Annotated in this window: 34 protein-coding genes; 4 read left to right on the plus strand and 30 right to left on the minus strand. The window is 36.7% G+C overall.

Translation table 11 applies throughout. The annotated features are described in order from the left end of the window. Nucleotides 1–20: 20 nt before the first annotated feature. Nucleotides 21–1,241, minus strand: coding sequence for an NAD(P)/FAD-dependent oxidoreductase (locus tag ACTWQM_RS18300; protein WP_443259599.1), 1,221 nt, complete (start codon nucleotides 1,239–1,241; stop codon nucleotides 21–23). A 331-nt stretch (nucleotides 1,242–1,572) separates the two neighbouring features. Between ACTWQM_RS18300 and ACTWQM_RS18305 the strand changes: the two genes are divergently transcribed. After that, nucleotides 1,573–2,556 carry an NAD(P)/FAD-dependent oxidoreductase gene (locus tag ACTWQM_RS18305; RefSeq protein WP_443259600.1) on the plus strand — a complete coding sequence of 328 codons (984 nt, stop codon included), beginning with the start codon at nucleotides 1,573–1,575 and terminating at the stop codon, nucleotides 2,554–2,556. A 307-nt stretch (nucleotides 2,557–2,863) separates the two neighbouring features. On the opposite strand, the gene ACTWQM_RS18310 is transcribed toward ACTWQM_RS18305, so the two are convergent. From ACTWQM_RS18310 to ACTWQM_RS18320, 3 genes are all read right to left on the minus strand, one after another. Further along, nucleotides 2,864–3,220, minus strand: coding sequence for a HesB/IscA family protein (locus ACTWQM_RS18310; RefSeq protein ID WP_092492135.1), 357 nt, complete (start codon nucleotides 3,218–3,220; stop codon nucleotides 2,864–2,866). Between the two features lie 77 nt (nucleotides 3,221–3,297). Next, nucleotides 3,298–4,161: a diaminopimelate epimerase gene (gene dapF, locus ACTWQM_RS18315; RefSeq protein WP_443259601.1), complete on the minus strand. Its 864-nt coding sequence runs from the start codon at nucleotides 4,159–4,161 to the stop codon at nucleotides 3,298–3,300. Nucleotides 4,162–4,183: 22 nt separating this feature from the next. Next, complete coding sequence (locus ACTWQM_RS18320; RefSeq protein ID WP_443259602.1) at nucleotides 4,184–4,510, minus strand: YuzD family protein; 327 nt, start codon at nucleotides 4,508–4,510, stop codon at nucleotides 4,184–4,186. Between the two features lie 122 nt (nucleotides 4,511–4,632). Between ACTWQM_RS18320 and ACTWQM_RS18325 the strand changes: the two genes are divergently transcribed. Further along, a complete protein-coding gene (locus tag ACTWQM_RS18325) occupies nucleotides 4,633–4,884 on the plus strand; it encodes a NifU family protein (RefSeq protein ID WP_443259603.1) in 252 nt (83 codons plus the stop codon). Between the two features lie 47 nt (nucleotides 4,885–4,931). Here ACTWQM_RS18325 and ACTWQM_RS18330 read toward each other — a convergent pair whose 3' ends face one another. Both ACTWQM_RS18330 and ACTWQM_RS18335 read right to left on the minus strand, forming a co-directional pair. After that, on the minus strand, nucleotides 4,932–5,903 hold the full coding sequence (locus tag ACTWQM_RS18330) for a 2-hydroxyacid dehydrogenase (RefSeq protein ID WP_443259662.1): 972 nt from the start codon (nucleotides 5,901–5,903) through the stop codon (nucleotides 4,932–4,934). Nucleotides 5,904–5,926: 23 nt separating this feature from the next. Next, nucleotides 5,927–6,895, minus strand: coding sequence for a hypothetical protein (locus ACTWQM_RS18335; protein WP_443259604.1), 969 nt, complete (start codon nucleotides 6,893–6,895; stop codon nucleotides 5,927–5,929). A gap of 84 nt (nucleotides 6,896–6,979) precedes the next feature. Here ACTWQM_RS18335 and ACTWQM_RS18340 point away from each other — a divergent pair, with 84 nt between their 5' ends. Beyond that, nucleotides 6,980–7,492: a phosphatidylglycerophosphatase A family protein gene (locus tag ACTWQM_RS18340; RefSeq protein WP_443259605.1), complete on the plus strand. Its 513-nt coding sequence runs from the start codon at nucleotides 6,980–6,982 to the stop codon at nucleotides 7,490–7,492. A 298-nt stretch (nucleotides 7,493–7,790) separates the two neighbouring features. Here the strand turns inward: ACTWQM_RS18340 and ACTWQM_RS18345 are convergent, their stop codons facing one another. After that, nucleotides 7,791–8,570 carry a TIGR01457 family HAD-type hydrolase gene (locus ACTWQM_RS18345; RefSeq protein ID WP_443259606.1) on the minus strand — a complete coding sequence of 260 codons (780 nt, stop codon included), beginning with the start codon at nucleotides 8,568–8,570 and terminating at the stop codon, nucleotides 7,791–7,793. Nucleotides 8,571–8,589: 19 nt separating this feature from the next. Further along, nucleotides 8,590–9,027, minus strand: coding sequence for a DUF86 domain-containing protein (locus tag ACTWQM_RS18350; protein WP_443259607.1), 438 nt, complete (start codon nucleotides 9,025–9,027; stop codon nucleotides 8,590–8,592). 247 nt (nucleotides 9,028–9,274) lie between these two features. Here ACTWQM_RS18350 and ACTWQM_RS18355 point away from each other — a divergent pair, with 247 nt between their 5' ends. After that, entirely contained in the window at nucleotides 9,275–9,544 is a 270-nt protein-coding gene (locus ACTWQM_RS18355; protein WP_443259608.1) for an SAV0927 family protein, read from the plus strand. 426 nt (nucleotides 9,545–9,970) lie between these two features. Here ACTWQM_RS18355 and ACTWQM_RS18360 read toward each other — a convergent pair whose 3' ends face one another. The 22 genes from ACTWQM_RS18360 to ACTWQM_RS18465 form a co-directional block, all read right to left on the minus strand. Beyond that, on the minus strand, nucleotides 9,971–10,186 hold the full coding sequence (locus ACTWQM_RS18360; protein ID WP_443259609.1) for a hypothetical protein: 216 nt from the start codon (nucleotides 10,184–10,186) through the stop codon (nucleotides 9,971–9,973). 191 nt (nucleotides 10,187–10,377) lie between these two features. Beyond that, nucleotides 10,378–10,956 (minus strand): hypothetical protein, encoded by a 579-nt coding sequence (locus ACTWQM_RS18365; protein ID WP_443259610.1) that lies wholly within the window; start codon nucleotides 10,954–10,956, stop codon nucleotides 10,378–10,380. Between the two features lie 97 nt (nucleotides 10,957–11,053). After that, on the minus strand, nucleotides 11,054–11,239 hold the full coding sequence (locus ACTWQM_RS18370; RefSeq protein WP_443259611.1) for a hypothetical protein: 186 nt from the start codon (nucleotides 11,237–11,239) through the stop codon (nucleotides 11,054–11,056). Nucleotides 11,240–11,269: 30 nt separating this feature from the next. After that, nucleotides 11,270–12,058 carry a hypothetical protein gene (locus ACTWQM_RS18375; RefSeq protein WP_443259612.1) on the minus strand — a complete coding sequence of 263 codons (789 nt, stop codon included), beginning with the start codon at nucleotides 12,056–12,058 and terminating at the stop codon, nucleotides 11,270–11,272. Between the two features lie 17 nt (nucleotides 12,059–12,075). Further along, nucleotides 12,076–12,654: a hypothetical protein gene (locus ACTWQM_RS18380; RefSeq protein ID WP_443259613.1), complete on the minus strand. Its 579-nt coding sequence runs from the start codon at nucleotides 12,652–12,654 to the stop codon at nucleotides 12,076–12,078. Nucleotides 12,655–12,768: 114 nt separating this feature from the next. Beyond that, a complete protein-coding gene (locus ACTWQM_RS18385; protein ID WP_443259614.1) occupies nucleotides 12,769–13,065 on the minus strand; it encodes a hypothetical protein in 297 nt (98 codons plus the stop codon). 49 nt (nucleotides 13,066–13,114) lie between these two features. Then, nucleotides 13,115–13,708, minus strand: coding sequence for a hypothetical protein (locus ACTWQM_RS18390; RefSeq protein WP_443259615.1), 594 nt, complete (start codon nucleotides 13,706–13,708; stop codon nucleotides 13,115–13,117). Between the two features lie 185 nt (nucleotides 13,709–13,893). Further along, the gene (locus ACTWQM_RS18395) at nucleotides 13,894–15,252 is read right to left on the minus strand and encodes a vWA domain-containing protein (RefSeq protein WP_443259616.1); all 1,359 of its coding nucleotides are present in this window, start codon (nucleotides 15,250–15,252) and stop codon (nucleotides 13,894–13,896) included. 116 nt (nucleotides 15,253–15,368) lie between these two features. Then, nucleotides 15,369–15,524: a hypothetical protein gene (locus ACTWQM_RS18400; RefSeq protein ID WP_443259617.1), complete on the minus strand. Its 156-nt coding sequence runs from the start codon at nucleotides 15,522–15,524 to the stop codon at nucleotides 15,369–15,371. Next, complete coding sequence (locus tag ACTWQM_RS18405) at nucleotides 15,503–15,943, minus strand: hypothetical protein (protein ID WP_443259618.1); 441 nt, start codon at nucleotides 15,941–15,943, stop codon at nucleotides 15,503–15,505. The genes ACTWQM_RS18400 and ACTWQM_RS18405 overlap by 22 nt, the downstream gene beginning before the upstream one ends. Nucleotides 15,944–15,972: 29 nt before the next feature. Continuing rightward, a complete protein-coding gene (locus ACTWQM_RS18410) occupies nucleotides 15,973–16,113 on the minus strand; it encodes a hypothetical protein (protein WP_443259620.1) in 141 nt (46 codons plus the stop codon). Between the two features lie 48 nt (nucleotides 16,114–16,161). Then, nucleotides 16,162–16,518 carry a YtxH domain-containing protein gene (locus ACTWQM_RS18415; protein WP_443259621.1) on the minus strand — a complete coding sequence of 119 codons (357 nt, stop codon included), beginning with the start codon at nucleotides 16,516–16,518 and terminating at the stop codon, nucleotides 16,162–16,164. Between the two features lie 86 nt (nucleotides 16,519–16,604). Beyond that, the gene (locus ACTWQM_RS18420; protein ID WP_443259622.1) at nucleotides 16,605–16,814 is read right to left on the minus strand and encodes a hypothetical protein; all 210 of its coding nucleotides are present in this window, start codon (nucleotides 16,812–16,814) and stop codon (nucleotides 16,605–16,607) included. Nucleotides 16,815–16,871: 57 nt separating this feature from the next. Then, nucleotides 16,872–17,378, minus strand: coding sequence for a hypothetical protein (locus tag ACTWQM_RS18425; protein ID WP_443259623.1), 507 nt, complete (start codon nucleotides 17,376–17,378; stop codon nucleotides 16,872–16,874). 45 nt (nucleotides 17,379–17,423) lie between these two features. Then, complete coding sequence (locus ACTWQM_RS18430) at nucleotides 17,424–18,092, minus strand: pilus assembly protein TadG-related protein (RefSeq protein ID WP_443259624.1); 669 nt, start codon at nucleotides 18,090–18,092, stop codon at nucleotides 17,424–17,426. Continuing rightward, nucleotides 18,089–18,493, minus strand: a complete 405-nt coding sequence (locus ACTWQM_RS18435) for a TadE/TadG family type IV pilus assembly protein (protein WP_443259625.1) — start codon at nucleotides 18,491–18,493, stop codon at nucleotides 18,089–18,091. Before ACTWQM_RS18435 ends, ACTWQM_RS18430 begins: the two co-directional genes overlap by 4 nt. 377 nt (nucleotides 18,494–18,870) lie before the next feature. Further along, the gene (locus ACTWQM_RS18440; protein WP_443259626.1) at nucleotides 18,871–19,590 is read right to left on the minus strand and encodes a hypothetical protein; all 720 of its coding nucleotides are present in this window, start codon (nucleotides 19,588–19,590) and stop codon (nucleotides 18,871–18,873) included. Nucleotides 19,591–19,659: 69 nt separating this feature from the next. Further along, the gene (locus ACTWQM_RS18445; protein ID WP_443259627.1) at nucleotides 19,660–20,478 is read right to left on the minus strand and encodes a hypothetical protein; all 819 of its coding nucleotides are present in this window, start codon (nucleotides 20,476–20,478) and stop codon (nucleotides 19,660–19,662) included. Nucleotides 20,479–20,547: 69 nt separating this feature from the next. After that, nucleotides 20,548–21,861: a hypothetical protein gene (locus tag ACTWQM_RS18450; protein ID WP_443259628.1), complete on the minus strand. Its 1,314-nt coding sequence runs from the start codon at nucleotides 21,859–21,861 to the stop codon at nucleotides 20,548–20,550. Nucleotides 21,862–21,987: 126 nt separating this feature from the next. Further along, nucleotides 21,988–23,415: a vWA domain-containing protein gene (locus tag ACTWQM_RS18455; RefSeq protein WP_443259629.1), complete on the minus strand. Its 1,428-nt coding sequence runs from the start codon at nucleotides 23,413–23,415 to the stop codon at nucleotides 21,988–21,990. 53 nt (nucleotides 23,416–23,468) lie between these two features. Further along, a complete protein-coding gene (locus tag ACTWQM_RS18460; RefSeq protein ID WP_443259630.1) occupies nucleotides 23,469–23,690 on the minus strand; it encodes a hypothetical protein in 222 nt (73 codons plus the stop codon). Nucleotides 23,691–23,709: 19 nt separating this feature from the next. Next, the gene (locus ACTWQM_RS18465) at nucleotides 23,710–24,645 is read right to left on the minus strand and encodes a type II secretion system F family protein (RefSeq protein WP_443259631.1); all 936 of its coding nucleotides are present in this window, start codon (nucleotides 24,643–24,645) and stop codon (nucleotides 23,710–23,712) included. Between the last annotated feature and the right edge of the window lie 3 nt (nucleotides 24,646–24,648).

Consider the following 24,648-nt stretch of genomic DNA (forward strand, 5'->3'; position numbering starts at 1 on the left):
TTCTCTAATATTCATCTAATCTAGTAAAATATATTAAATTTTCCTTTTCTTATTAATAACCCTGGTCCTCCCAATTTTAAGAGATAACGGTTATCAATAACTTTTTTCATAACAGTAGCGCTCCAGCCAAATATTTTGCGCTGATTTAGCACAACTCCAATCGCATCCGTATGACCAAGTGAAGCTACTGTCCCAAGAATTTTCGGTTCAAACACTTCTAGTTCTTCTTTTCCTTGAACTAAGGCCTTGACATTATGTGCAACTACTCCAGATTCCTGAATTGCTATTTGTGCTGTTGGCGGATATGGTCGTCCAGTTTCTTCGTTCATAATTAATGCACAATCACCAATAACAAATACATTATCATAACCTGGTGCACGCATATCCTGACGAACTTCTACTTTTCCACGATTTGTCTGAAATCCTGAAGCTTCAACAATCGAATTAGCACGGACTCCGGCAGCCCAAACTGTAGTCTGGGTGGGGATTTCTGACAGTTTATCATCCTTCTGATAAACAATACTGTCTGATTTACATTCCTTTAACATTGCACCAGTGATAAACTCAATACCACGTGACTCCAAGGAGTTCATAGCATACTCTACAAGCTGTGGATCAAACCCTGGTAACACAGATGGTGATCCTTCTAGGTTAATGACACGTACAAGTGCTTTGTCTATATCGTATTCATTACAAAGCTCTGGAATTCTGTTTGCCAATTCACCAACAAATTCAATTCCTGTAAATCCCCCGCCTCCAACAACAATATTTAGACGGCCTTGATTCTTTACTTTTTCATTATGGTACATTGCAAAATTATATTCTATATGTTCTTTTATTAGTCGGGCACTGTTTATGTTTCCGATCGTAAACGCATGCTCCTCTAACCCAGGGATTCCAAAAGTTGCTGCTTCAAATCCGAGGCCAAGGACAAGAATGTCATAATCTAGTACACTATTTTCCAATTTTACTTTTTTTTCATCCGGCTTAATAGAAACAACTGTGTCTTCTATAAAATTGACTTTACTCATATTAACAACATCTTTAACCGGAATTCGTGTCCGATCATGATGTAAAGTTCCAGCAGCATTTTCATGCAACCAAGTTGATTGGTAATGATAGTCATTTTTATTTACAAGCGTAATAGTAGCCTCATTAATATTTAGTGACTTCTGCAATTTTACAGTCGTCATCATTCCCCCATAACCTGCACCTAATATGACAATTTTTGGCTGATTCATCTCTTATCACTTCCATCTTCGTTTTTTCGATTCATTTGTGATTTATTTCACGTGAAAAGACATTAGAAAAACTTGGCAAGTGGCCAAGTACTACTAATAAGTTTATTTCATTTATATAACTTTTGTTACATAAATGTAATATAAAATATCTATTGATTATATTAGACGTTCTTTCGACAATTTTCAACCTTATTTTTTTCATTTATAAAAGATGTATTTTTCAAACATTGATAAAGTTCCCTTGCTTATGTGCATCAATACACATAGAATAATTGTTTATGATAATATAGGGATGGTACACATACACGAAAAAGATAAATGGGGGATTTCCATGTCAGATAAAGTATATGACGTAACAATTATCGGCGCTGGACCTGCTGGCTTGTTCACTGCCTTTTATGGCGGGATGAGACAAGCTAGTGTTAAGATAATTGAAAGCTTACCACATACTGGCGGGCAATTAACTGCCCTGTATCCAGAGAAATATATATATGATGTTGCAGGTTTTCCGAAGATCCGTGCACAAGACCTGGTGGACAACCTTGAGGAACAGGCAAATATGTTTGATCCAACAATTGTTCTTGAACAGTCGATAAATAAAATTGAACGTATGGAAGATGATACGTTCAAACTGATATCAGATAAAGAAGTGCACTATACTAAAACAATCATTATCACAGCTGGCAATGGTGCATTCCAGCCACGTCGTCTAAACGTTGGAGATTGTGATCAATTTGAAGGTGTCAATCTGCACTACCATGTAAAAGATATGAATCAATATAAAGATCAGAACGTCATGCTCCTGGGTGGTGGGGACTCAGCAGTCGATTGGGCATTAATGCTAGAGCCAATAGCTAAGAAAGTAAGTCTTGTCCATCGTCGCGACAAATTTAGAGCACACGAACATAGTGTAGAAAAATTAATGAATTCTAATGTTGATATTTTAACACCTTTTGTCCCAACAGCTATTACCGGTACCGAAAAAATTAACAAAGTTACATTGGAAGAAGTAAAAGGTGATAAATCAGTAGACGTCGAAGTCGACTCCGTTCTATGTAACTATGGTTTTGTATCAACACTTGGTCCAATTAAAGATTGGGGATTGGAAATTGAGAAGAACAGTATCGTTGTTAATTCGAAAATGGAAACCAATATCCCGGGGATTTATGGTGCAGGAGATATTACCACTTATCCAGGTAAAGTAAAATTAATAGCCACTGGATTCGGTGAAGGTCCAACAGCCATAAACAATGCAAAACAATATATCGATCCGAAAGCCCGAATTCAGCCAAAGCATTCAACAAGTATGTTTTAAAAAAAAGCCTAAACACTTTATTAAAGTGTTTAGGCTTTTGATAAACGTGTTAGCTTGATTCAGTATTCCCTGCCATTATTCAGTCTTTATTATCCTTCTTAGGCATTATTCAGTTTTCAACTAGCATTTATCAGTCTTCAATCTGATTTTATCAGTCTTTATTAGCTTAATTCAGGATTTAATCTATTCTTGACTCCACTCAATTTCAATTAGAAAACTTAGCTTATCGCTAAGCCTTAATTGCACTTATGCAGTTATCTGTCAAAAAAAGCCAAAGCACCTTATTTCCTGCGCTTTGGCTTATATATTAGCACTTCTCTGGTGAACCTTCTCGTTCTTTTGCTTTAAATGAAGATCCACAGCCGCATGATACCATTGCGTTCGGATTGTCGATACTAAATCCGCCGCCCATCATGTTTTGCTTAAAATCTATCGTTGTTCCTTCTATAATAGGTATATCCTGTTTATAAATTACAACAGGGATGCCATTAATATCGTCAACCATATCAAGTTCCTCATTAACTTCATAATCAAAGCCTATTGAGTATGATAGTCCACTGCATCCGCCGCCTTTAATTCCAAATCGCAGACGGACACCCTCTTCTTCTTCTTTCATCATTTCTTTCACCTGGATTGCTGCTTGATCTGTGACCGTAATAGCCATCTTAATTCCCTCCTCATTATTTCAGACGGATCAATACAATATGTTACCTACCAGTATACAAACTACAAGGAAACTATTCAAATATTATCGGCTAAAAAATATGTTCCAGTTGCGATTACATCTGCTCCACCAGTCATCCAGACGGAACCTTTATCATCCCAATTAATAATTAAATCGCCACCTGCCAGATGAACAGTAATGTCCTGGTTCTGCTTCACACTCCCATTCAAGACGGCAGCTACTACTGAGGCACATGCCCCCGTTCCACATGCTTGTGTTACACCAGAGCCACGTTCCCAAACCTGAAAATTAAGCTCTTTTGGAGAAATCACTTCAATAAACTCTACATTTACACCATCTGGAAAACGTTGGTCCTTCTCTATTATCGGTCCAAGTTCATACAGTGGCGCCGTATCTATAGAGTCTACGAAAAATACTGCATGCGGATTGCCCATAGATACTGCAGTAACATCTAACTTTTCAGCTCCAACAGTAAATGGCTCAGCAACAACCTGAAGCGAATCTTCACCCATCATCGGAATCGCCTGTCGTCGTAATATTGGTTCCCCCATATTAATTGTGACTTCATGGACCAGACCATCCTTCACACTTACTTTAGCTTCAACTGTATTGGCACGTGTTTCAATTTGAAATTTTTCACGCTGAATAATCCCATTTTCATATGCATACTTTGCTACACAGCGTAATCCATTCCCGCAGCTCTGTCCTTCTGAGCCATCCTTGTTAAAAATTCGCATGCCAACATCCGCAGCATCACTCGGCTGAATCAGAATCATGCCATCTGAGCCAATCCCGGTATAAACATCGGATACACTTTGCGCAAGACCTGATAGATGCTCCTCCGCAATAGTAAACTTAAATAAATCTATATAAATATAATTATTTCCTAATCCATGCATTTTGGTAAAAGGGATTTCCATGTCAAAACAAACCTCATTCCATTTATGGTTGCAAAACTGCCCCATTTTTATCTAATTCACGATATATCGTCTTCAGTCTTGGAATCCCTTCAGCAACCAGTTCATCATTTACTAAAACAATAGGATAAAATAAATCTTCTTCAAAGATTCGTTCAACAAATTGCTGATGCTTTTCAACATCAGGAGGCTGATTCATATCAATATATTCATACTCAATGATATCATCAATATACTTCCTCCCTATTGCAGCCTGCAACCATTCATATGTGTCCTTAGATCCAGGGGCTCCAACACAGCTTGCACAAATCTGTTCTGCTCCGTAAACCGATATCAAGATATTTTTTCCCATTGCGAAACCTCCACATCTTAGTTACTTATATTTTACAAAATCTTTAATAAAAGATAAAATGAAAATATCTACTACACATAAATTAAATTTTTGGATAGATTTTTTTCCTAATCCGTTTTATAATGATATTAGAAAGGAGACGTTGGATAATGCAAGAGCAAGTACAGGAAGTTTTAAACAAATTACGCCCATTTTTACTACGTGATGGTGGAGATGTGGAGCTAATTGATGTTGATAACGAAGGCATTGTACTTCTTCGTCTTATGGGTGCTTGTGGTAACTGCCCAAGTTCTACAATCACGTTGAAAGCTGGAATTGAACGTGCTTTAATGGCAGAGGTCCCAGGTGTTACAGAAATCGAACAGGTATTTTAAAATATAACTTATTAAAAGCAGACTTAGAATAGTCTGCTTTGCTTTTTTTATGGATTATTCACAGGAGTTATTGGCCCTTCTCCACTAAAAACAGCCAGAAGGTTATCCATACAAAGATGAAGCATTTTAGTCCGAGTTTCTACACTCGCAGATCCGATGTGCGGCAAACAAACAACATTGTCCAGCTTCACAAGTGGGTGATCTGCGTCAATCGGTTCTTCCTCAAAGACATCCAGGCCAGCAGCATGAATCGTATTCTCATTTAGAGCATGATACAGAGCCTTTTCATCCACTACTCCTCCACGTGACACGTTGATAAAGATAGCAGATGTTTTCATTTTCTCGAAAGCGTCCTCGTTGAACAGCTTTCTTGTCTCAGTTGTTAAGGGAATAACTGAAACAACAAAATCAGCCTCACGAAGCAATTCATCAAAGTCCATATAGGTAGCTCCAAGGTCATTTTCAGCACTAGGCTTTCGTGAACGATTGTGGTACATAATTGGCATACCAAACCCATTTGCACGTCTAGCGATCGATTCACCAATTCTTCCCATTCCAACGATTCCAACTTTCTTCCCATGGATATCAGAGCCTGCCATTAAGTATGGTGACCAATGATTCCACTTGCCTGCACGAATATAATCATTTGCTTCTACAACTCTGCGTGACGTAGCAGTTAGTAAAGAAAAAGCTAAATCGGCAGTTGTTTCGGTTAACACATCAGGTGTATTTGTAACGATAACATTCCTTTCCCGAGCCGCTTCTAAATCAATATTGTCATAACCAACAGCCATGTTTGCAACAACTTTTAACTGTGGAGCATTCTCAAATAATTCACGATCCATATTTTCAGTAAGCAAGCATAACACACCATCAGCTTCCTTTACCTCTTGCAAGAGCACATTTCTTGGGACGGGAATATCCTCTTCCTCCCACATACGAAAGTCAAGGGAATCCTGATAAGGCGCTAAAATCTCATCCGGAATTTTCCGTGTTATATAAATTATTGGCTTCTTAATAATTATCCGCTCCTATATCAAACTTATAGCCAGTGTAACATAGGAATTTGTAATTCATTACTATCAATGCCTAACTGGTCAAAAAGTTTCCCTAACCGTCCCTCGTATATGGTCTGATGTTCAAGAATTTCTTCAAGCTCATCATAGTGTTGCTCATAGTGCTTCACTTTGAAACCCTGTTCGATAATATCAAACAAATGGATTGGAAATAATAATCGAGCATACAATAAACGCCAACTGAATATAGAGGGTGTCCGTACCTGTTTGTATTCATTTAGAAAATCTTTAATTTCACTCATTGGGTCTTCTCGATTCAATAATTTAAACCTGGTATATTCTGCTAAATCACGAACCGGGTGGTCATATACGAGATCAGTTGTCCATATGGTTGATTCAAGCTCTCCCTGGTATCTTCTGAAGGCAATAGTACCTTGATCAACTTCATGAAACCGTGATTCAAACTCACTTTCCTGTATATACTGAATAGCGTTTTCACTTAGTCCAATTATATATGGTAAAGCATCTACTAAGAGTCTGTGGTATTCATTAGGATATTCAGCTGAATCCACCTCAATCTGCTTTTCAAAGGCGGTTAACTTATCAATCCATAATTGTTTCCATTGGCCATAGCTTGAAATTACCTGTGGTTCGTACTGATACTGTGAACCAGTTTGGTGAAAACGAGCTAGAGATGCTCCATGTACTACACTGCTGTCAACAGGATTATCTTCCAATTGAAATACCATGTGATTCTCATTGTGGTATTCTGTGTACCACTCGCCCTTCCTATTTGGAACCGGAATAGCTGTTTGACTGTAATTATTTTCATATAGATAATAAGCAAGTGCTGCCTGCTCCATATGTATAATTTCCCTCTGTTCAGCAGAAATGGTAAAATAAAATAAGTTATTATGTTTGAGTCCTTCTACCCCATTCCAGACAGTTCTTTCATTTGCTTGAATCCCATAATATGTTGCAAGTAAATCCCTCATGTTGGTCTCCCCTTTCATGACTATTATTAGTGTATGTTTGAAAAAGAAATATCTTAACAAATTTCCGGAGAAAAGGTGATATTAATGGATGAAAATACGAATCAGAGTGAACTGGAACAAAAAGCAAGAGAATGGCTAACAGAACGTGGTGTTACATTAGAAGATATTGCGGAGCTGGTTTATTACCTGCAATCAAAATATCATGATGAATTGAGCATGGATGATTGCTTGCATAACGTGGATCGTGTATTAACAAAAAGAGAAGTGCAGAATGCTGTTTTAACAGGAATACAACTGGATAAGCTTGCTGAGCAGAATATGCTTGCCCAGCCACTTCAAGCAACAATTGAAACCGATGAAAGCTTATATGGAATCGATGAGATTGTGGCATTTTCTATTGTAAATGTGTATGGTTCCATTGGTTTTACGAATTATGGTTATATTGATAAACAAAAACCAGGCATTTTAAAACGTTTGAATGATAAATCGACAGGAGAATGCCATACATTTTTAGATGATATCGTAGGGGCAATTGCCGCTGCAGCATCAAGTCGTTTAGCGCATGCCACTGGTGATGACCAGCTAATTGATGATTAACAAACAAAAGCGCAAGCGCCTGTTCAGCGCCGTATGGACTGCGCCCGCGCATCGCGGGTGGGTCGACGTTGCCGCGCAAAGCGGCGGTGTTAGTCGATCTTCCTTTTCCCGTGTGAGATAAAGGATACACGAAGAGCGTAGCGATTCGATGTTGACTTATCGTAGACACGGGGAGGGAAGTCCACTAGGCGCTAGGCGCTGGAGCTGGACGTCGCTGATTCGGAAGTCCAATTATCCACAGCACTTAAATTTAATAATTTCCTATACAAGAACAAAAGCCCAGCATTTGCTGGGCTTTTTAGTGAATATTTAAATGGTCAATCCATTCGATTAAATTATGTACATAATAGGTTGGTTTTTTAACAAGCAGTGGATAATCCTTATATGGAGTTACACCGGTAAATACCATTAATGTATCTATACCGGCATTTATACCAGCGAGAATATCAGTGTGATAGTTATCACCAACCATGAGTGTTTCGTCTTTAGAAAAACCAAGTGTACCTAATGCCTGTTCCATGATAATCTCTTCAGGTTTACCGATAAAGATTGGCTCTCTACCAGTACTAACAGTCACAACTGATGTTAGAGCCCCATTTCCTGGCTCAAGTCCTCTTTCAGTAGGAATTGCCACATCACTATTTGTCGAAATAAACGCAGCACCTCCACGAACCGCAATACATGCTTTAGACAGCTTGTCATAGTTAATTTCATGATCGATTCCGATAACGACAAAATCACAATCCTTATCTGTAACAATATGACCTTCTCGCTGTAAAGCATCATACAGTCCTTCTTCACCAATCACGAAACAGCGTGCATTAAGCTTTTTTTGCTTAATAAATTTCGCTGTAGCCATACTCGATGTAAAAACATGTTCAGGAGTTGAGCGGATATCCATACTTTGTAATTTATCGGATATTTGCTCTTGAGTCCTGGAGGAATTATTCGTCAAAAACAAGTACGGAATACCAAATTGATCAAGCTTGGAAACAAATTCAGCTGCTTCGTCAATCCGTTCATTTCCCCGATACATTGTACCATCCAAATCGATTAAATACCCTTTGTATTTCTTCATTTATATAAATACCTCTTTACTATTCTTTTGCAAATGCATTTGCGACGCCTAACTCGTTATCCAAATAACTTCTGATGTATGAACTGAACTGATTTAACTTGTCCTTGTTTTCCTGAATTGTTCGATCCAATAACGCATGATCTACTTCAATATAATCTTTTACTACGATTTTCCGTAATTGAATTACTTCCTTAAAGCCTGCCTCATCATTTTCTGGCACCACTTTCTCATCCACAAGAATATCGATGATGTCTTCATAACTTCCTGGGTCACGCATAATAAACCCATCAATCATCATATTCCCAACATCAAGTATCGATTCAATTACCATATGTACAGTACGTTCTAAGTATAACTTTTCCATAAATGTTTCATACTTATGGCGGGAAACTTCGTTAAGTAACTTTTCCATATATATAAGTGTTTCTTCAATTTTTTTTCGTTCAACAAAATACATAATATAACCCTCCCAAAGTCCTGCTACATACAACTATATCATATTTAAAATGATTGAATAACCAAAACATGTTATAGTATTAGTAAACTTGGCATTCGTTAAAGGGATTCTTATGAAAGCGTATTTTGCTTTCATAGCCCTTATACTCTGGAGTGCAAGCCTTAATATAGATAAGCCTTAGTTGCACTTATGCAGTAAGAAAGTGTTTACTGCGAAAAAATACATAAATTGTTCGAGGTGAAATAACATGGAAGATAAGTTTGATTACCTGAAAGATGAAACAGTAACAAAAGAGGTTCGTTACATAAGCTTTATGGGCAATTTACAACGCTATGACTTTGCCTTCATGCAACATGAAGAGAATCCAAAGAAACAAGTCGTCATCTATTTACAGAAAAACCGGTTTGCTCTACTTGGAAAAGATGACCTTTACAAAAAAGGTGAAATCGAGCACATATTTCATGAGACCCAAATGGAAGCAGATGAGATTCGGGAGTTTTTGGAAGGGATTTTGTAATTAATAACCACATTATCCGTAAATGCTGCTATTAGAGTGTAAGGAAATCAAATGTAAGTGAGAGTTGTAAGCGCTCTTACTTACCTGTTTAATTTTTAATAAGTGTTAATAATCCATAATAAATATCCGCACTGGGATAAACCGCAGAATAATTGAGAGTCATCACTTTGGGATTCTGGGTATTGGGCGGTTATACATTACTAAAGTTTAATTCTTAAAACCTTTTTTAAGTTCATATTATGTATAAAAAAAGGAAAGATAAGTAACATTATTATGAAAAATACCATATATAAACTTGGGTATTGATCCGCTTCTAAAGAATCATATAAATAATACGTTAAAAAATATATAAAAAGTGAAAACGGAATAACAATAATTAAGCTAATCAACATGATTTTGATAAGATGTCTATTATAGATTTCAAAACTAGTTTTTATCATGGTCTTCTCGCTCAATTCTATTATTAATTTGCATGAATAAAAAGGCAATCAACATTGCAAAGGCAGTACTTGAAAGTAAATTTTCATTTACGGTATTCGGTTCAACCATAACTTGTATTCTAAGTACCGTAACTGAAAACAATAAACTTAACACGGTTAATACAATCGCCGACAAAAATGCTGCAAAATAAGGGGGTTGCATATTCCATAATGGCGCTAAAACCCCAACACCCCCTTAAGATATAATAAACGTTGAAAAGACTACCCATTCCACAGGCATTAAATTAAAAAAAACTATAATAAAACCGTAGACCAATGTAATGATGAGAGTAACACCAATTGTTTAAATAAATCCTCTAAAACTTAACATATTAACCTCCACTGGATTTGCCCTTAATTCTTCGTAATTTCGTCCATTTCAGCAGGCTTAATTAGTAATACAGGGGAAATGAAAAAAAATAGTAAAGCAAGCAAAAATGCAAACAAAGCTAGTACGATTGCATCTGTGTTTGATGTGTATAATGAACCCGTAAATGCTGTTATTCCAAAAATAATAATCAATGCAGCATAAATTGAATAAACCTTCCCTAACTTAGATTTATAAGGCTTTTGGATGCCAAATGCAATCTCTCTTGAGTATAAGTACGGCAAAATAACCATTATAGTTAACATAATAATCCCAATCCAAAATGTTAGGGTCAGGTAGTAAATACGTAATAAAGGTATAGCAGAGTGAATAGCCATAACATTTAGCATTACAAAAGACAGCAAGGAAAAATAACGTTTACTATCATGTTTTGTTGTTTTCCAAAAGTAATAAAATAATACACCGGCAATTAATGCCAATAATAAGTTAATCATCAACAATACAAAATTTCCCTTAGGGACCCAACTCATTAAAAATCCGGTAATAAGTAATAAAATGGTAGTACCGACTATTCGGCTTTCCTTATAGGTTACTTGTTTTCCCATACTTCCATCCTACCTTTCGTATGACACTAAAATTATCTTTTAGCAGGCAGTTAAACTAAAAACTTTCAATTTTAAAAAGGAGGGGAGGATAAAAGGCTCATCCCCCAAAACCAAAAAAGCTGCCTACTTTTGATAGTCCATCAGATATACCATCCCTAACCGACTTGACACCATCTACTAAAGCATCATAACCTTCTTTCGCAACATTTCTTATTCCTTCTTTTATTGCTGTTCCAGGTCCTGTGCTATTAAAGAAATAAGTTGTACCGATGCCTATTAACAATCCTGCTCCAGCTCCGACGACGGTACCTAATCACGGAACCACCGACCCTGCCATGGCACCTGCTGCCATACTGGATACTGCACTGCCAGCCGCAGTAGATACTACCGCAACCGCAACATCACTTGTCAGAGTAGCTGCAAAGTCTGTAGAAGCTAAACCGCCGAAGTCTGTAAATCCATCAGAAACGGATCCAACTGAAGTTAGGGCTACTCCAACAGGACCTCCTAACTTCATCATGTTAGAAGGTTTCCAAAAGCTGCTGGATGCTACGTTCCAAGAGATGTTTAACGCGGATTTAGTAGAATTACCTGCTGATGACATTAAACTACCAGGGCCACCGATGTTTTTTGATTGCATGAATGCGTTATATCTTGCTTCGCCTACCCGTCTTGCATGTGGGGCATAGATTGCATTGTTACCGTTGTAATTATAGGATCTATACCTATCATAAAACCAATTTCCAATTGAGTTATTTAAACTGTTCTTTCCATAAACAGAATATTTACCATCAGCTAACTGATTAAATTTAAAACCAGCATGTGTTGCGATTAACCCTTGTGCTACGTCATCACCTAATCGTAGCGCATAATTTTTAACATCTTTAACAATATTAGCAGCCATATCTATAAAACTATCGCTATCACTTGTTGATTTAAAAATTGTATTCAATAGAGATGATTGTGGGGCTACAGCGCCTTCTGTTTTCTCCCCAGAAGAAGTATTTTTATTCTTATCACTGTCTCCAGATGCCTTTAATAATCTATAACTGGATGAATTTTTTATTGACTGTGTAATTTTATCTTCCGCTTCATTTAACACCCAATGGGTATGTAACCTTATTTCTGCGTAATTTCATCCATTTCTGCGGGTTTAATTAGTAATACAGGAGCTATGAATAAAAAAAATAAGGATACCAAAAATGTAAATAATGCAACGACGATAGCATCAGTATTAGAAGTGTATAAAGAATTCATGTATGCAGATCCTCCGAATGGAAACAACAAACCCAAATAAACAAGGTAAATTTTCCCTAATTTCGATTTACCCGGCTTTTGAATACCGTATGCAATCTTTCTTGCATATATATAAGGCAAAGTAACCATGATAATCAGCATAGCAACGCCAATCCAAAAAGTTAGCGTTAAAAAATAAATACGTAAGAGTGGAATTGCAAATTGAATAGCCATCACATTTAACATCACAAATGACAGTAAAGAGAAATAACGTTTACTGTTATGTTTCGTTATCTTCCAAAAGTAATAAAACAAGAATCCACCAATAAGTGCCAATAGTAAATTAAGCGTCATCACCACTAAATTGATCTTGGGAACCACGCTCGCCAAAAAACCCATTCCTAATAGTAAAATGGTAGTTCCCATGATTCGACTATTTTTAAATGACACTTCCTTATTCATTGATACACCGTACCTTTCTTAAAATAATAATTCGATCTATTACCTTTCAGATTTAATTGTAAACTCATAAAAAAGAAGGTGGGATGAGACTATCCTCCAATTCCAAGAAACTTCCTATAGCTGATGGTGAATATTCAGTTTATGGAAAACATTATTTGCAGCCATTTCTATAAAACTATCACTACCATTTGCGGATTTAAGAATTGTATTCAATAAGGATGGCGGCTCCCCAGCATCAGTGGAGTTATCACTGGTTGCATCTCCGTTGGCACCATTACCGTCATTTACAGTAGATCCATTAGTACCAGCTTCTCCACTATTACTGGCTGAACCACCGATCCCTGCACTGCCCGCATCAACTTGATTCCCGGCATGAATACTGTCACCAGATTGAATGGCCTCTCCGCCCATAATCGGAAAGAGGCATATTTTTATTCAATATTTCTCTCCCTTTACATGTCTACTTCAATGATAATTCTTCTCCATCCACTGTCTCGATGATAAAACTTTTACCTTCAAGTGCACCTTTATCAACCTTTAGAAAGTTCCTAGGCATTTTTTTATCAGACGGGTCATCGTCTTTTTCCAGCCCAACAACAATCTTTATGACATCATTATCCATTTTGACTAATAACTCTGTATCAGCATCATACCCTTGATATTCCTTATTACTAATTTGCCATAGAAGAATATCTTCTTTCTCCCATTTAAAGGTATCATCGTATTTAGATGGGTGATCATTCGCTGTATAGTACCAAACACCTGCATTAGGTCTCCGGTCTGGGGAGCCCATCATCCATGATACCTGTCTAAACGATATTTCCTCAGAAGATGATTGTGGGGCTACAGCGCCTTCTGTTTCCTCATCAGCTTTTTCTTCCTCAGCTTTATCGTCCTTCTCCTTATCACTGTTATCTTTTTCAGCTTCCTGTTCTGTAGAATTATCCTTATCTTTATCATTACTTCCAGATGCCTCTTCATCACTTCCGCATGCTGCTAATAATAAAATTAATAGCATGCTCATCATTAATAGTGTAACTAACTTCCTATTCATTTTTTAAAGTCCTCCTAACTGTTTAATTCTCGACTTATATTTGTTACTTCTGATTATTTCATATAAAAAAGTCATAAAATCGACAGCAACTCTCTTTAACTACCAAACTTTTTTTACTTTTCTCTACGTTTATTCAATGTATCTTCAAACAATTCGTTTTATCTAAAGGTGAATTTCTATGGTGTTTAATCCTTTGCTTTTTCTCTCCTTACCTGATCAATTGAATCCCTTGCTTTCTGCTTTTTTTCTTCAATTCGTTTTTCCAATTCTTTTTCTTTACCTTCATTAAATTTATCAAGCTTATCCTGACGCTCTTTAATCAATGTCTCAATTTCGTCAGCTTCTTCTTTTGTTATTTTTTTCGTTTGTATTAAGCCTTCCAAACCGGTTTCTAGTAAACTATTTTCTTTGACGATTAAATCACCAAAATCAGCACTTATCGCATCCAAATCATCGTTCATATGAATAGCATCCCATGTTAAATCAACACCCTCTAGGGCACTCCACATGTTTAATTCAGCCGCTTCAAGTGCTTCGCTGATATTATCTCCAGCAACTTCTACCAGATCCTTACCGGAATCAACATTAGTAAACGTCCCACCACCTGCTTCTGCAACCTTCTTTAATTGTGCCTGTGCTTCATTTTCAACATCAAATCCGATGATGTTTACTGCAGTAGCGATGCCTGATCCATGCAGCTGTTTTGCAGCTTTTACTGGATCCCCTCCACACGTTTCTTCTCCATCACTAATTATGTAGACAACATTTTTCACATTATCTCCTGATTTTTCTTGTAAATCCTTCTGAGCTGCTCTGATAGATGCAGCTAATGGTGTCCATCCCGCAGGTTTAAATGTCGATAATGCTTTGTTGAACTCTTTCCTATTATATGTACTTAATGGGTAAACAACCTCTGAGCTACTGCAAGACATTTTCTTGTCAGCGTCACTTCCTGTTCCTTTATGTCCGTAGACACGGACCATTGTTTTCGCATCGGGTGGTAAGCTGGCAATAAATTGTTTCAAGGAGTCTTTAGCAGCTTTCATTTTCATTTCGCCACCCACGTAGCCTCCCATACTTCCACTTGCATCCATTAACAACGCAACTTGCAGTTCTTTCTCTTCTTCTCCTATTTCTTCATCTTCACTTCCTTCTGGAGCATCATCTACTAGAAAGGAAGGATTAAAATTTTCATATTTCTCTATCGCTGGGCCATAATCTGCTGCCAATAAATGGATGAGATAATTGTGTGCTTCTTTACCTTTTAGATCTTTTGGCAAAGATTCAACGGCCTTTTTTATTTTTTCAGGGTTCATATCTTCAGCAGAAAAAAGCTCCCCCGGTCCTTCTTTCACCATTTCAGCTGGTTCAATTGCTGCCTCAGGTGCTGTTACTTCTTTCTTTTCATCAGCTTCCTTGGAGTGGGAAGATTGTTCAGCTTCTTCTTGCTTTTTATCAGTTGAAGATCCATCCTCGGAACACCCAGTTAATAATAACGAAAAACTAAAAAGAAAAATCGAAATGTACTTTATCAAATTTTTCATCGAACACACTCCAATTCTAGAACATTATGTACGTCAAAATTGTTGTAAAAAAAAGTACAATCGAAACATATAAAGTTATTACTCTTCCCGTTAAGAAAATCAGCCAGACCATTCTTTCATTGTTTAATTAAAAATGATTGAATAGATTCCGCAATCTTATTACGTTTCCCCAAAACGAATTTGTGTTTACTACCATCTTGCATAACAATAATTAAAACATTCGGAAACAAGCCAAGTGATTTTGATTTTTTTACTTTTGCAACGGTATCCATTGATAATTCCAATTCTTTCTTTTGGATATTGATTGCATGCGGTTAAAAGGTATTAAGCTTGCTGTTATTACAAAAAGGGCTGTGTTATAACCTTGGAAAACCTGTAGTGACCTCGTAAATCCATAGGAGCCGCCAGCTGTAAAGATAACCAAGAGAATGGCCACGGTCCAATACACTTTCCCGAATAGTGTTTTCCTCCATCTAGCTGATAGTACTCCTTCCGCAACAACATACCGAAAATGATGTGTAAGTAATAGACATAAAACATAGACACCTATTAGAACAAGTAATAACCATAAAGGTTCACCTACTACGCGCCAAAACGGGATAAGGAAAAAGAATGCAGTTGTGTCATAAACAAAGATGCCCGTCAAAGCATGCCACTTGTAATCAAGATGTTTTTGCTTTAAATACCCCAAAAAAACTCTTAAGACAAGTAATGCTATTATTAACCCCCAATTAGAAAATATATGGTCGACCAGTGGGGGATTGCTACAACTCCAAAACCAACTATCCCAGGAATAAGTGGACTCTTATATACATTTCTAGCCAATTGATCAGTTGCAGTTTCTTCTGATTTTATTTCCATATCCCCTGTACCTCCTTTCCTAAATAAAACAAATTTGGATAAGATTTTCTACCATGAGAATAATTCACCTATGGAACTACCAATATCCTTTGCTTTATCCCAGGTTTTATTTGCTGTTTTGCCAACCCAATCAAGGCCAGCTTTAACTTTGTTCTTGGTCCAATTACGCACCCTTCTTCCCGCATCAGTTGCCATTAAACCACCCACAATTAATCCAACACCTGCTCCAGCAATTGTACCAAGTCCTGGAACGACTGACCCTGCAGCACTGGATGCTGCCACAGTGGCTGCTACAGAACTCAATACTATCGCGCCGCCTGCAATTGCACCATCTGTAATCATAGTCGCTGCAAAATCAGTTCTCCCATATCCCGGACCATCATTTTCCGCAGATTTTTCCCCCATCCGTAGGAAACTATATTACTTCCATAAGTTAAAACATGTCCTGCCGATCCTCCGCCTTTTAAGTTAGTGGATAGTTTTAATGCGCCTTAGGATGACTCTTTCCCTTCTTTATCCCATATGGTATTAAGATGATTTTTACGTAATAATGGTATAGCAAAACCTAACACAAGAGCTGTATATGGAATGCCTCCTGAACCGGATAACCACTCAAATGTCTCTATAGGAATATAGAAACAATAAATAAAAATCATCATAATCATATAGAACCTTCGCCAATTTTTTTCTGATTTAGACAAAAACGACATCCCCTTTTAACTAGCAAAAATAATATAAAAATGATTATTACATTACTTTTATTCCTCTAATTCAAGACCATGTTCATCTGCCAATTCGAGGAATTTATTATCGGCTTTCTTACCCAATGCCATCGCATCTTTTAATATTCTATTTGACTCTTCAATGATATCCTTCGTTTCCTGTTGGCTAACTGACTGATTTCCCATTTTCTTTACTGCTTGAAACTTTAATTGAATCCCTTCATGCCACAATTTAAATTGTTCCAAACGCATCTGATGCAATTCTTTCACTATATCCGTTTTAGGGTCTTGCGAATTAATATATTCTTCAACCTCTTTTACAATAGGCATAGCATTTTCTTTTTGTATCTGATATGCCTCTGTCAGCGTTGGGGTATTTAATGACTTTTTTATTATTTTATTTAACTCTTGACCTTTACTATTTACATTATTCAGATAGCTATTATGATATTTAACTAACTCTTTTGCTGTCTCAGATGCACATGCAGTGAGCAAGAGTATGATGAATAAACCTGTAATGAAAAAGATCTTTTTCATTTTCAATTACAAAACTCCCATTCACGTTATAAGTATTAAGTATTATGGTTATTAATCTAGTGGCACAGTACGGCTTCCATCCCATATCACATTTATAAAATCAATTTTCGGCCCAGCAGATTCCTGATAAATATTCTCTTTAATACCTTCCATATACCCGTCATAGGAAAAGGCTTCAATATCGTTCGCTGCTCTTACATAAATTCTATGGTCTCGGATATACAGTTTTGCTCCTTCCAGAACACCGTCATTTTCCAGGATTGATTCTTTAACTTCATCGATCACCTTAGACTCAATGTTCTCATACTGCAGTAATTCCTCCAGTTTTTCTCGTACGACAGACCTGTTCAACTCATCCTTCAAAACTTGATCAAAGGCTTCTATGTGTATTTCATTTGCTGTCCAACCATTATAGGAACTATTTGAGGTTAAAGCATCTGCTCTGACATCAACTTTTTCCTCGATATCTTCAAAAAAGGCCTGCAACGCTCCTTCCAATGTTTCATCTTCATAATCATAGATAATTTGACGTACCTCTTCGTACAAAACACTGGAACCTGCAAGACTTGCTTGCTGAACAGTTGTTGCAGAACTTTCTTTAACAGCTAAAGCTCCCCCTAAATTCACAACCAATATTAAAAGAATCATAATAATGCCCAACATTCCCAGAACGAACAGTGCAATGTTTCCTTCCTCATTTTGAAGGGTTTTTTTCATCATTTAATCACCCTACCATGTGCTGCTGTAGAATATGGAATAGAAGGAATTTGATTACCAAAAAGTTCCTCAGGTAAAAAAACTAAGTTAATTCTGACCTTCACACTTGCCAAAAAATCCCTGCCACCTTCACTTGATCCATTAATAGAAACCGTCTGTAAGTAATTGCCTGTGGAAGATAAAATTTCAGAAGCAGCCTGTTGTGCTTCATTCGAATTTTGGGTAACGGAATAGACCGTAGCATACTCATTTGCTGCTGACTGGGCGATTAGGACACCATTCACTCCTATGATAAACTGCCAGATTATCATTAGTAACAGTAAAGCTAACGGTAGAATGCCCAAAAATTCAATTGTAGCTGAACCATTCTCATCTCTGAATTTTTTCTTCCACAGTTTCATCATCTTACACTCTCCTACCTATATGTATATGATCGAACCTAAAGTTTTGGATGTCGAAGGTCCTTTTTCATAGAATCCATTTAATGGTGCAAAATGATAGAAGTATAATAACAAATGGAGAGAATACTAACCTTAATGTCATCTGAGCGACAAATGATCTTGTGATATCCTAAAACTATCTTTATATGCTTTGTATTTGCTTGAATTCTATCGGTTTTGGCTACAACTTTTTATATTATCTGGGTTAGTCATTTTGATACTCTTAAATGATTGCAGTAATAATAATTTTCAAATTTGTGTGTGTATGTTTCCCAAGTGTATTTTAATGATTCTTCAAGGTACTCTCCTACCTGGAAATAGTATTGCAAGTAATATTATCCCTATATTTCACTCATATCCTTACTGTCTACTTCCAGTACATCCTCCGCTTCACGCCATTTAATAATAAGTGAAGTTAGATAGACTATTACAAAAGGAAAAACTATTATATTTAAGGCTATTTGCGATATGATTTGTGCGGAATAAGAGGATGTAATATTAAAAATTTGTGCGGATAGCATCACACCTATTACAGCTTCCAACAACCCAGTGAATAAAATAAGTACCATGGTTTTAAATAAATGCTTTTTACCAATCCTCATTCCTTCCTTTAAAGACTTCCAAGTAGACTTTTCGTCAAACATGCTTAGGTATGTAACTGGAAAGAATAAAGATAACAAGATCAATCCAGGAATTAAAAACAACATAAATCCTATTGTTGAGAAAAAAGATAGCAAACAAGCAAATATAAATACGGTAAACCCATTGGCCAGAAATTGATATAATGCATCTTTCAGACTATCTTCTTTTCCGACATATTCGTTATACACATAACGGATATATGGTATCTGAGCATATAAAAAAAACAATACAGTTAAAAAACCATAATATATATCCGCATAAGAATAATTCACCAAATAGCTTGGTGTTATCGCATAAATATAATTGGTTACGAAGGAATGAAGCAGCAATAATGGGAATGTAGTTGTTATCATCAATATAAACATTTTCTCAAACTTGCCTGTATATAGTTGCCATGTATATTTTAATGGGTTTTCCATATTTATCTCCTTCTAGCTAAAGGTTTCAATATTTTGACGCTCAACACCAATACAATTTAGCATTTTATTTTAAGGAAAACGTAGCTGTTTTTTATCCTTCTCAACAAGTTCATCCAAGTTCCGTCGAAATTTAGCAAGCCACTTATCATAAATCTCGTCATATGAATAATTATTTACTACTGTATTCCCGGCCAAATAATCAAGCGACCTTTCTAGTTCACCTTCTGCAACTGCACTTGTCATTTCTTTTAACATTCTATCTGGAATGGGTGTTCCGTATTGTTTTACACTATTCCGATTTTGGTAAATAACATCAAAATCATTACAGTATTCATATCTTGGTTTTAATTGCTTATATTGAATTAGATTAATAGCAATGTTATATGGTATTAATCTCTCTATTTCCTCATCTGTGAAGTATCCTTTTTCATCCACATAATTCATAATTTGTTCAGCTTCATTCCAAACTCTTACCATCTCATCTTGTAGCTCTATCATGCTATTCAGCGTATCATAGGCCCTTCTATAAATCTTTTCATTATTTCCTTCTAGAACACCTTTATCTAATATACTTTTTAAATAGCCAATCAATTTCTTTTGAATTGTGAAATCCAGGTTCACCCTCATTTCAGCACCATCTTTAATATTATTTTCAGTTACCGAGTAATAAACATGGGGGGGCAGTGCCTTTAATGCCATTTCCCTATCATCGGTATCTGGCGATATAACTGCATACCCTTTTATATTCGTGCTCCACTTACCTCTGTAAAGAACGAAAAAAAACGAATCATTGTTTATCTTATAAGCATTAAGGTTTATATTAGTACTTTCAAGCCATTTACTATGTTTTTGACCAAGTTTTAAAAGTGCCTTATTATCCATATTCATTAATAACTCTCCAATTTGTTAATATATTCTTTTTAATACCAGAATAGAGCATAATACTCTATTCTGGTATTATAACCACCCAGTCACAGCATCCCAAGCCTTCTTTGCTGTATCTTTCACCGCACCTTTAGCTTTGGTAAATGTATCTTTTACTGCACTGGTGGCTTTTTTAACTTTACCCCAGTTTTTCGCTACAAGTTTAACTCCCTTTGACACGGCATAAAGCCCTGCACCTGCGGCCATCATTCCCGCTCCTATGGCCTGGCCACCTGGTATCGCTAAGCCGACTCCTCCAGCGCTCATAAGAGTTTCCCCTATATTTGCACCAATATCTGCTCCTGCAGAAACTTTTTCTGTTCCTGAAGTACTGTCATCTAAAGACGCGAAGTCTGCAATACTATCCCCCGTCTTATAAGCAGAAACAAACGTATTCACAGCTGATAAACCAGCATTAAATTTAGACAATGAACCCATACTTTTCCATGTGCCTTTAACATTTGCTATATCAAAGCTATTCCATACTTTTTTCGAAGAATCCCACAATAATGATCGTGTTGTTTTTAATTTACCAGCCCTTGAGGCATTCGAAAGAACATTTCTAGATCCTTGAGCAGTATCAGAAGTATCTATTGTGTTTTTTACCATACCTCGAATATCTTTCACAGAATCATACGAATCATATGCCTTAAATCCTGCATCGGCGACATTTACTATGTCATTGTTTCCCAATACTAATTTCGTGCTGTTAAGCAAAAAGTTGGAAGTAAACTTTCCTGGCCGGAAAGGAGCACCATCAAGACCAGATTTTTTATCTAACCCATTATTAATAAAATTGGCAGAAGAGTTTAATACATCATTCGTTAAATAATGGGTTACTTTGTATGCACCTGTGTCATAAAAAGATTGATCTCCTGATGTGCCATTACCATCGGTTCCTTCTCCTGACCAGGAATCAGCCTTTGTTCCATCACTATTGAATCCATCTTCCGACCACGACTCACCTTTTGTTCCGTCACCATTGAATCCGCCTTCTGACCAGGGGTTCCCCGTGGTGCCAGCACCATTGTAACCCTCTTCTGACCAGGGATTTCCTGTGGTTCCATCACCATTGTAACCCTCTTCTGACCAGGGATTTCCTGTGGTTCCATCACCGTTGAAGCCGTCCTCTGACCAACCTTCTATATACCATGGTATACTGGTCCATTCATAGCCCAGCCAGTCAGAACCTTCAGTAACTGATCCATCAGTACCCTTACCATCCCATGTACTGCCATTCCATTCCAGGTCAGAGCCATCCCAAGAATTTCCTTCCCAGGTATCACCCTCCCATGTATCACCTTCCCACGTATTACCCTCCCACGTGTCTCCTGACCATGAGCTCACAGCGTAAACGGTGGGGGTAATTACAGGAAAGAAGGCGATGAATATTATTGTTAACAAAACTAATAGTTTCTTTATCCATCTACCAATTTCCATCACCCCGTTATTCTATTAAATGTACGCTGGGTGTTAATTCTGAGTTTGTTTATTAAACTTTTCGTTGATAGATTTCTTAGTCTTTTTAATATTTTCCGTACTTATGTTCTTTAGGTTTTCTTCGATTTCACCATCCAATTGTGTTACCATATCATTTACTTTATGAGCCCTTTTCTGTAATTTTTGCTCTTGTTCAAAGGTTACTATTCCCACTTCTTCTGCCAAATTTATTGTATCTAATAAATGATTCCCCTGTGATAGGGACCTAAAATGCCAATTGTTGGATAGTTCCATAATATCAAAACCGTTATTAACACTCATTGCATCCAAGTCTTGCAATGCATCTTCTTTCCATTCCTTCCACAACTCTAAAACTTCTTCCGCACGGTCGAATTCTTCTTCTAATTCATTTTGATCATTCGCAGTTGTATAAACGCCATTTGACGCTTCAGCCATTTTTTGTAATTGTTCCTGTGCTTTTCCATCTGCCTGGTAACCAATTATATTAATAACTGGTTTCGCGTTTGAATTGGAAAGGGATTTAGCAACTTTTACCGGGTCTCCATCACAAGTGCTTACACCATCACTAACCAAATAAATTAAATTTGAATTATTCTTAGCTTCAAATTGTTTCAGCGCTTCTTTGGATTGCTTGAGTGCTGCAGCTATTGGTGTCCAGCCCTTAGGAGAAAATTTGTTCAAAGCTTGTTGAATTTTATTGGCGTTATATGGTGCGAACCCGTATACCTGCTCAATTGCGCTACATGACATATCTTTATCTGCATCGGAACCAGACCCCTTATGACCATAAACTCGCAACGATACGTTAGCTTTCTCAGGAATGTTCTTAAGAAAGTTATTTATAGTTTCCTTTGCGAGTTCCATACGGGTTTTGCCAACAGTAGTAACTGCAGCCATGCTTCCACTCGAGTCAAGAATAACTTCGATATTATAATTTTCTTTAAAGTGGTAACGTGAGTCAGGTAAATCCGGGTTACCAAATGAAGAAAATTCCCATTTTTTAATCATATCTTTTGGATTCGGTAAATCCTCTGCAACTAGCCAATACATATAGGCTAAATATTTTTTTAACTCTTTTTCAGATGCATTTTCACTCAAAGGTGGTAACATTTTTAGTTGTTTTTTGACTTCTTTTTCATTGTCATAGACACTCTTATTGGCAAACATTCCTTGCTTTTGAGATATAAATCCAGATATGTTCGTTGGTATTGGCTTTACCTGTTTCAGAATATCATTGCTATCTGTATTAGCATCATCATTTTGTGATGTCATATCATTATTATCGCCAGTGGTTTCTTTCTCATCTATTATTGGTTCTTCATGCTCAGTTGCATTCTCTTCCTCATTCAACGCTTTGTTTTCTTCTTCATTATCATTGCAACCTGAAGTAACTATTAGGACTGCGATGATTGAAAATACATAGCAAAACTTCTTTAACATGAATTAAAGTCCCCTTACTTATCGGTAATATTTTAATCAACTATAAATCATCCTCAGCTACCGCCGCTGCCAATTTTACTAATTAGATCACTAAATTTTTGAACGAGTTTAGTCCCAAAATCTCCACCACTAAATGCCTGTGAAACAACACCAACAATTATAACTATTACAGCCGCTATACCAATCCATTCCAACGTCTGTGAACCTCTTTCATCCTTTTTTAAAGTCTCAAACCCGTTCATTGCCTTTACATAAATTTTTTGAATAAAGTTCACTTAAATCCCTCCTGATTTTTTAAAATAAATTAAAAATACTATTTTCACCCATTAACATATTCATGATCATTAATCCAGCAATCATCAATATGGATACGGGTGCGATTAAAAATGTGGTCACTAATGTTACTTTTGGAGATGCTTTAGCTGCCAATTCCTTCACTTGTTCCTGTCGTATTTGCCTCAAGTCATCCGCTTGTATCTTAAACGTCTTAGCTATCGGTATTCCTAGGTCCATCCCTTGTATTAATGCTTTGATTAATGATTGGAATTCCTCATTGTCATTCCGCTGTAATAGTTCGCGATATGCTTTCTCCCGAGGAACACCAAGATGAATTTCCTGATTAAATCGAGAAAATTCCTCTCGAATTGGACCATCGAAATATCGAATCACCTCCCTTAATGCATGGTCTAAACTAACCCCTGCTTGTAGGCTGGTACTTACCGTATCCATGAAGTCAGGTAAGTCCACTCTGATTAATTGTTGACGCTTTTTTGCTTCCCTTCTTACTAGAATTATAGGTATAAAGTAACCAATAACTGGGTTAAATATAATCATATATTGCGAGAATGGCAGCCCAATAATCATTGCTAATATGCCGGTAAAAAAACCCGCAATAAATAAAAATATTTTCAAGCCTTGAAAACGGGCAACAGTTAACTGTAATGGATTACCGGACCTTCTCAGCCATTCTTTCACCATATGGTTTTCACTAAAAAAGTTAATACGCTGTCCTAAATCAGCAAAGTCATCTGCATAATTTGTAACTCGACTGAAAATCTCTGCTCTTCTGTTTTTTTTCTTTACTTTTTTTTCAAATGGATCAACATGCGTTACCTCAGAAATATGGTCTAATGCAACACGTTTTTCCTGAATGAAAGACCAGAAATGTTTCATCCCGATAAGGCAACAGAACCAAAAAGCTATGATTGATAATATTATTAATGCATCCATATA

Source organism: Virgibacillus sp. L01, from assembly GCF_052246775.1.
Classification (GTDB): Bacteria; Bacillota; Bacilli; order Bacillales; family Amphibacillaceae; genus Lentibacillus.

Excerpts from the sequence above, each read along its gene's own strand:
- ACTWQM_RS18300 (WP_443259599.1), bottom strand. The coding sequence starts at position 1,241 with ATGAATCAGCCAAAAATTGTCATATTAGGTGCAGGTTATGGGGGAATG.
- ACTWQM_RS18305 (WP_443259600.1), top strand. The coding sequence starts at position 1,573 with ATGTCAGATAAAGTATATGACGTAACAATTATCGGCGCTGGACCTGCT.
- ACTWQM_RS18310 (WP_092492135.1), bottom strand. The coding sequence starts at position 3,220 with ATGGCTATTACGGTCACAGATCAAGCAGCAATCCAGGTGAAAGAAATG.
- dapF (WP_443259601.1), bottom strand. The coding sequence starts at position 4,161 with ATGGAAATCCCTTTTACCAAAATGCATGGATTAGGAAATAATTATATT.
- ACTWQM_RS18320 (WP_443259602.1), bottom strand. The coding sequence starts at position 4,510 with ATGGGAAAAAATATCTTGATATCGGTTTACGGAGCAGAACAGATTTGT.
- ACTWQM_RS18325 (WP_443259603.1), top strand. The coding sequence starts at position 4,633 with ATGATATTAGAAAGGAGACGTTGGATAATGCAAGAGCAAGTACAGGAA.
- ACTWQM_RS18335 (WP_443259604.1), bottom strand. The coding sequence starts at position 6,895 with ATGAGGGATTTACTTGCAACATATTATGGGATTCAAGCAAATGAAAGA.
- ACTWQM_RS18340 (WP_443259605.1), top strand. The coding sequence starts at position 6,980 with ATGGATGAAAATACGAATCAGAGTGAACTGGAACAAAAAGCAAGAGAA.
- ACTWQM_RS18345 (WP_443259606.1), bottom strand. The coding sequence starts at position 8,570 with ATGAAGAAATACAAAGGGTATTTAATCGATTTGGATGGTACAATGTAT.
- ACTWQM_RS18350 (WP_443259607.1), bottom strand. The coding sequence starts at position 9,027 with ATGTATTTTGTTGAACGAAAAAAAATTGAAGAAACACTTATATATATG.
- ACTWQM_RS18355 (WP_443259608.1), top strand. The coding sequence starts at position 9,275 with ATGGAAGATAAGTTTGATTACCTGAAAGATGAAACAGTAACAAAAGAG.
- ACTWQM_RS18360 (WP_443259609.1), bottom strand. The coding sequence starts at position 10,186 with ATGCAACCCCCTTATTTTGCAGCATTTTTGTCGGCGATTGTATTAACC.
- ACTWQM_RS18365 (WP_443259610.1), bottom strand. The coding sequence starts at position 10,956 with ATGGGAAAACAAGTAACCTATAAGGAAAGCCGAATAGTCGGTACTACC.
- ACTWQM_RS18380 (WP_443259613.1), bottom strand. The coding sequence starts at position 12,654 with ATGAATAAGGAAGTGTCATTTAAAAATAGTCGAATCATGGGAACTACC.
- ACTWQM_RS18385 (WP_443259614.1), bottom strand. The coding sequence starts at position 13,065 with ATGGGCGGAGAGGCCATTCAATCTGGTGACAGTATTCATGCCGGGAAT.
- ACTWQM_RS18390 (WP_443259615.1), bottom strand. The coding sequence starts at position 13,708 with ATGAATAGGAAGTTAGTTACACTATTAATGATGAGCATGCTATTAATT.
- ACTWQM_RS18395 (WP_443259616.1), bottom strand. The coding sequence starts at position 15,252 with ATGAAAAATTTGATAAAGTACATTTCGATTTTTCTTTTTAGTTTTTCG.
- ACTWQM_RS18400 (WP_443259617.1), bottom strand. The coding sequence starts at position 15,524 with ATGGATACCGTTGCAAAAGTAAAAAAATCAAAATCACTTGGCTTGTTT.
- ACTWQM_RS18410 (WP_443259620.1), bottom strand. The coding sequence starts at position 16,113 with ATGGAAATAAAATCAGAAGAAACTGCAACTGATCAATTGGCTAGAAAT.
- ACTWQM_RS18415 (WP_443259621.1), bottom strand. The coding sequence starts at position 16,518 with ATGGGGGAAAAATCTGCGGAAAATGATGGTCCGGGATATGGGAGAACT.
- ACTWQM_RS18430 (WP_443259624.1), bottom strand. The coding sequence starts at position 18,092 with ATGATGAAAAAAACCCTTCAAAATGAGGAAGGAAACATTGCACTGTTC.
- ACTWQM_RS18435 (WP_443259625.1), bottom strand. The coding sequence starts at position 18,493 with ATGATGAAACTGTGGAAGAAAAAATTCAGAGATGAGAATGGTTCAGCT.
- ACTWQM_RS18440 (WP_443259626.1), bottom strand. The coding sequence starts at position 19,590 with ATGGAAAACCCATTAAAATATACATGGCAACTATATACAGGCAAGTTT.
- ACTWQM_RS18445 (WP_443259627.1), bottom strand. The coding sequence starts at position 20,478 with ATGAATATGGATAATAAGGCACTTTTAAAACTTGGTCAAAAACATAGT.
- ACTWQM_RS18455 (WP_443259629.1), bottom strand. The coding sequence starts at position 23,415 with ATGTTAAAGAAGTTTTGCTATGTATTTTCAATCATCGCAGTCCTAATA.
- ACTWQM_RS18465 (WP_443259631.1), bottom strand. The coding sequence starts at position 24,645 with ATGGATGCATTAATAATATTATCAATCATAGCTTTTTGGTTCTGTTGC.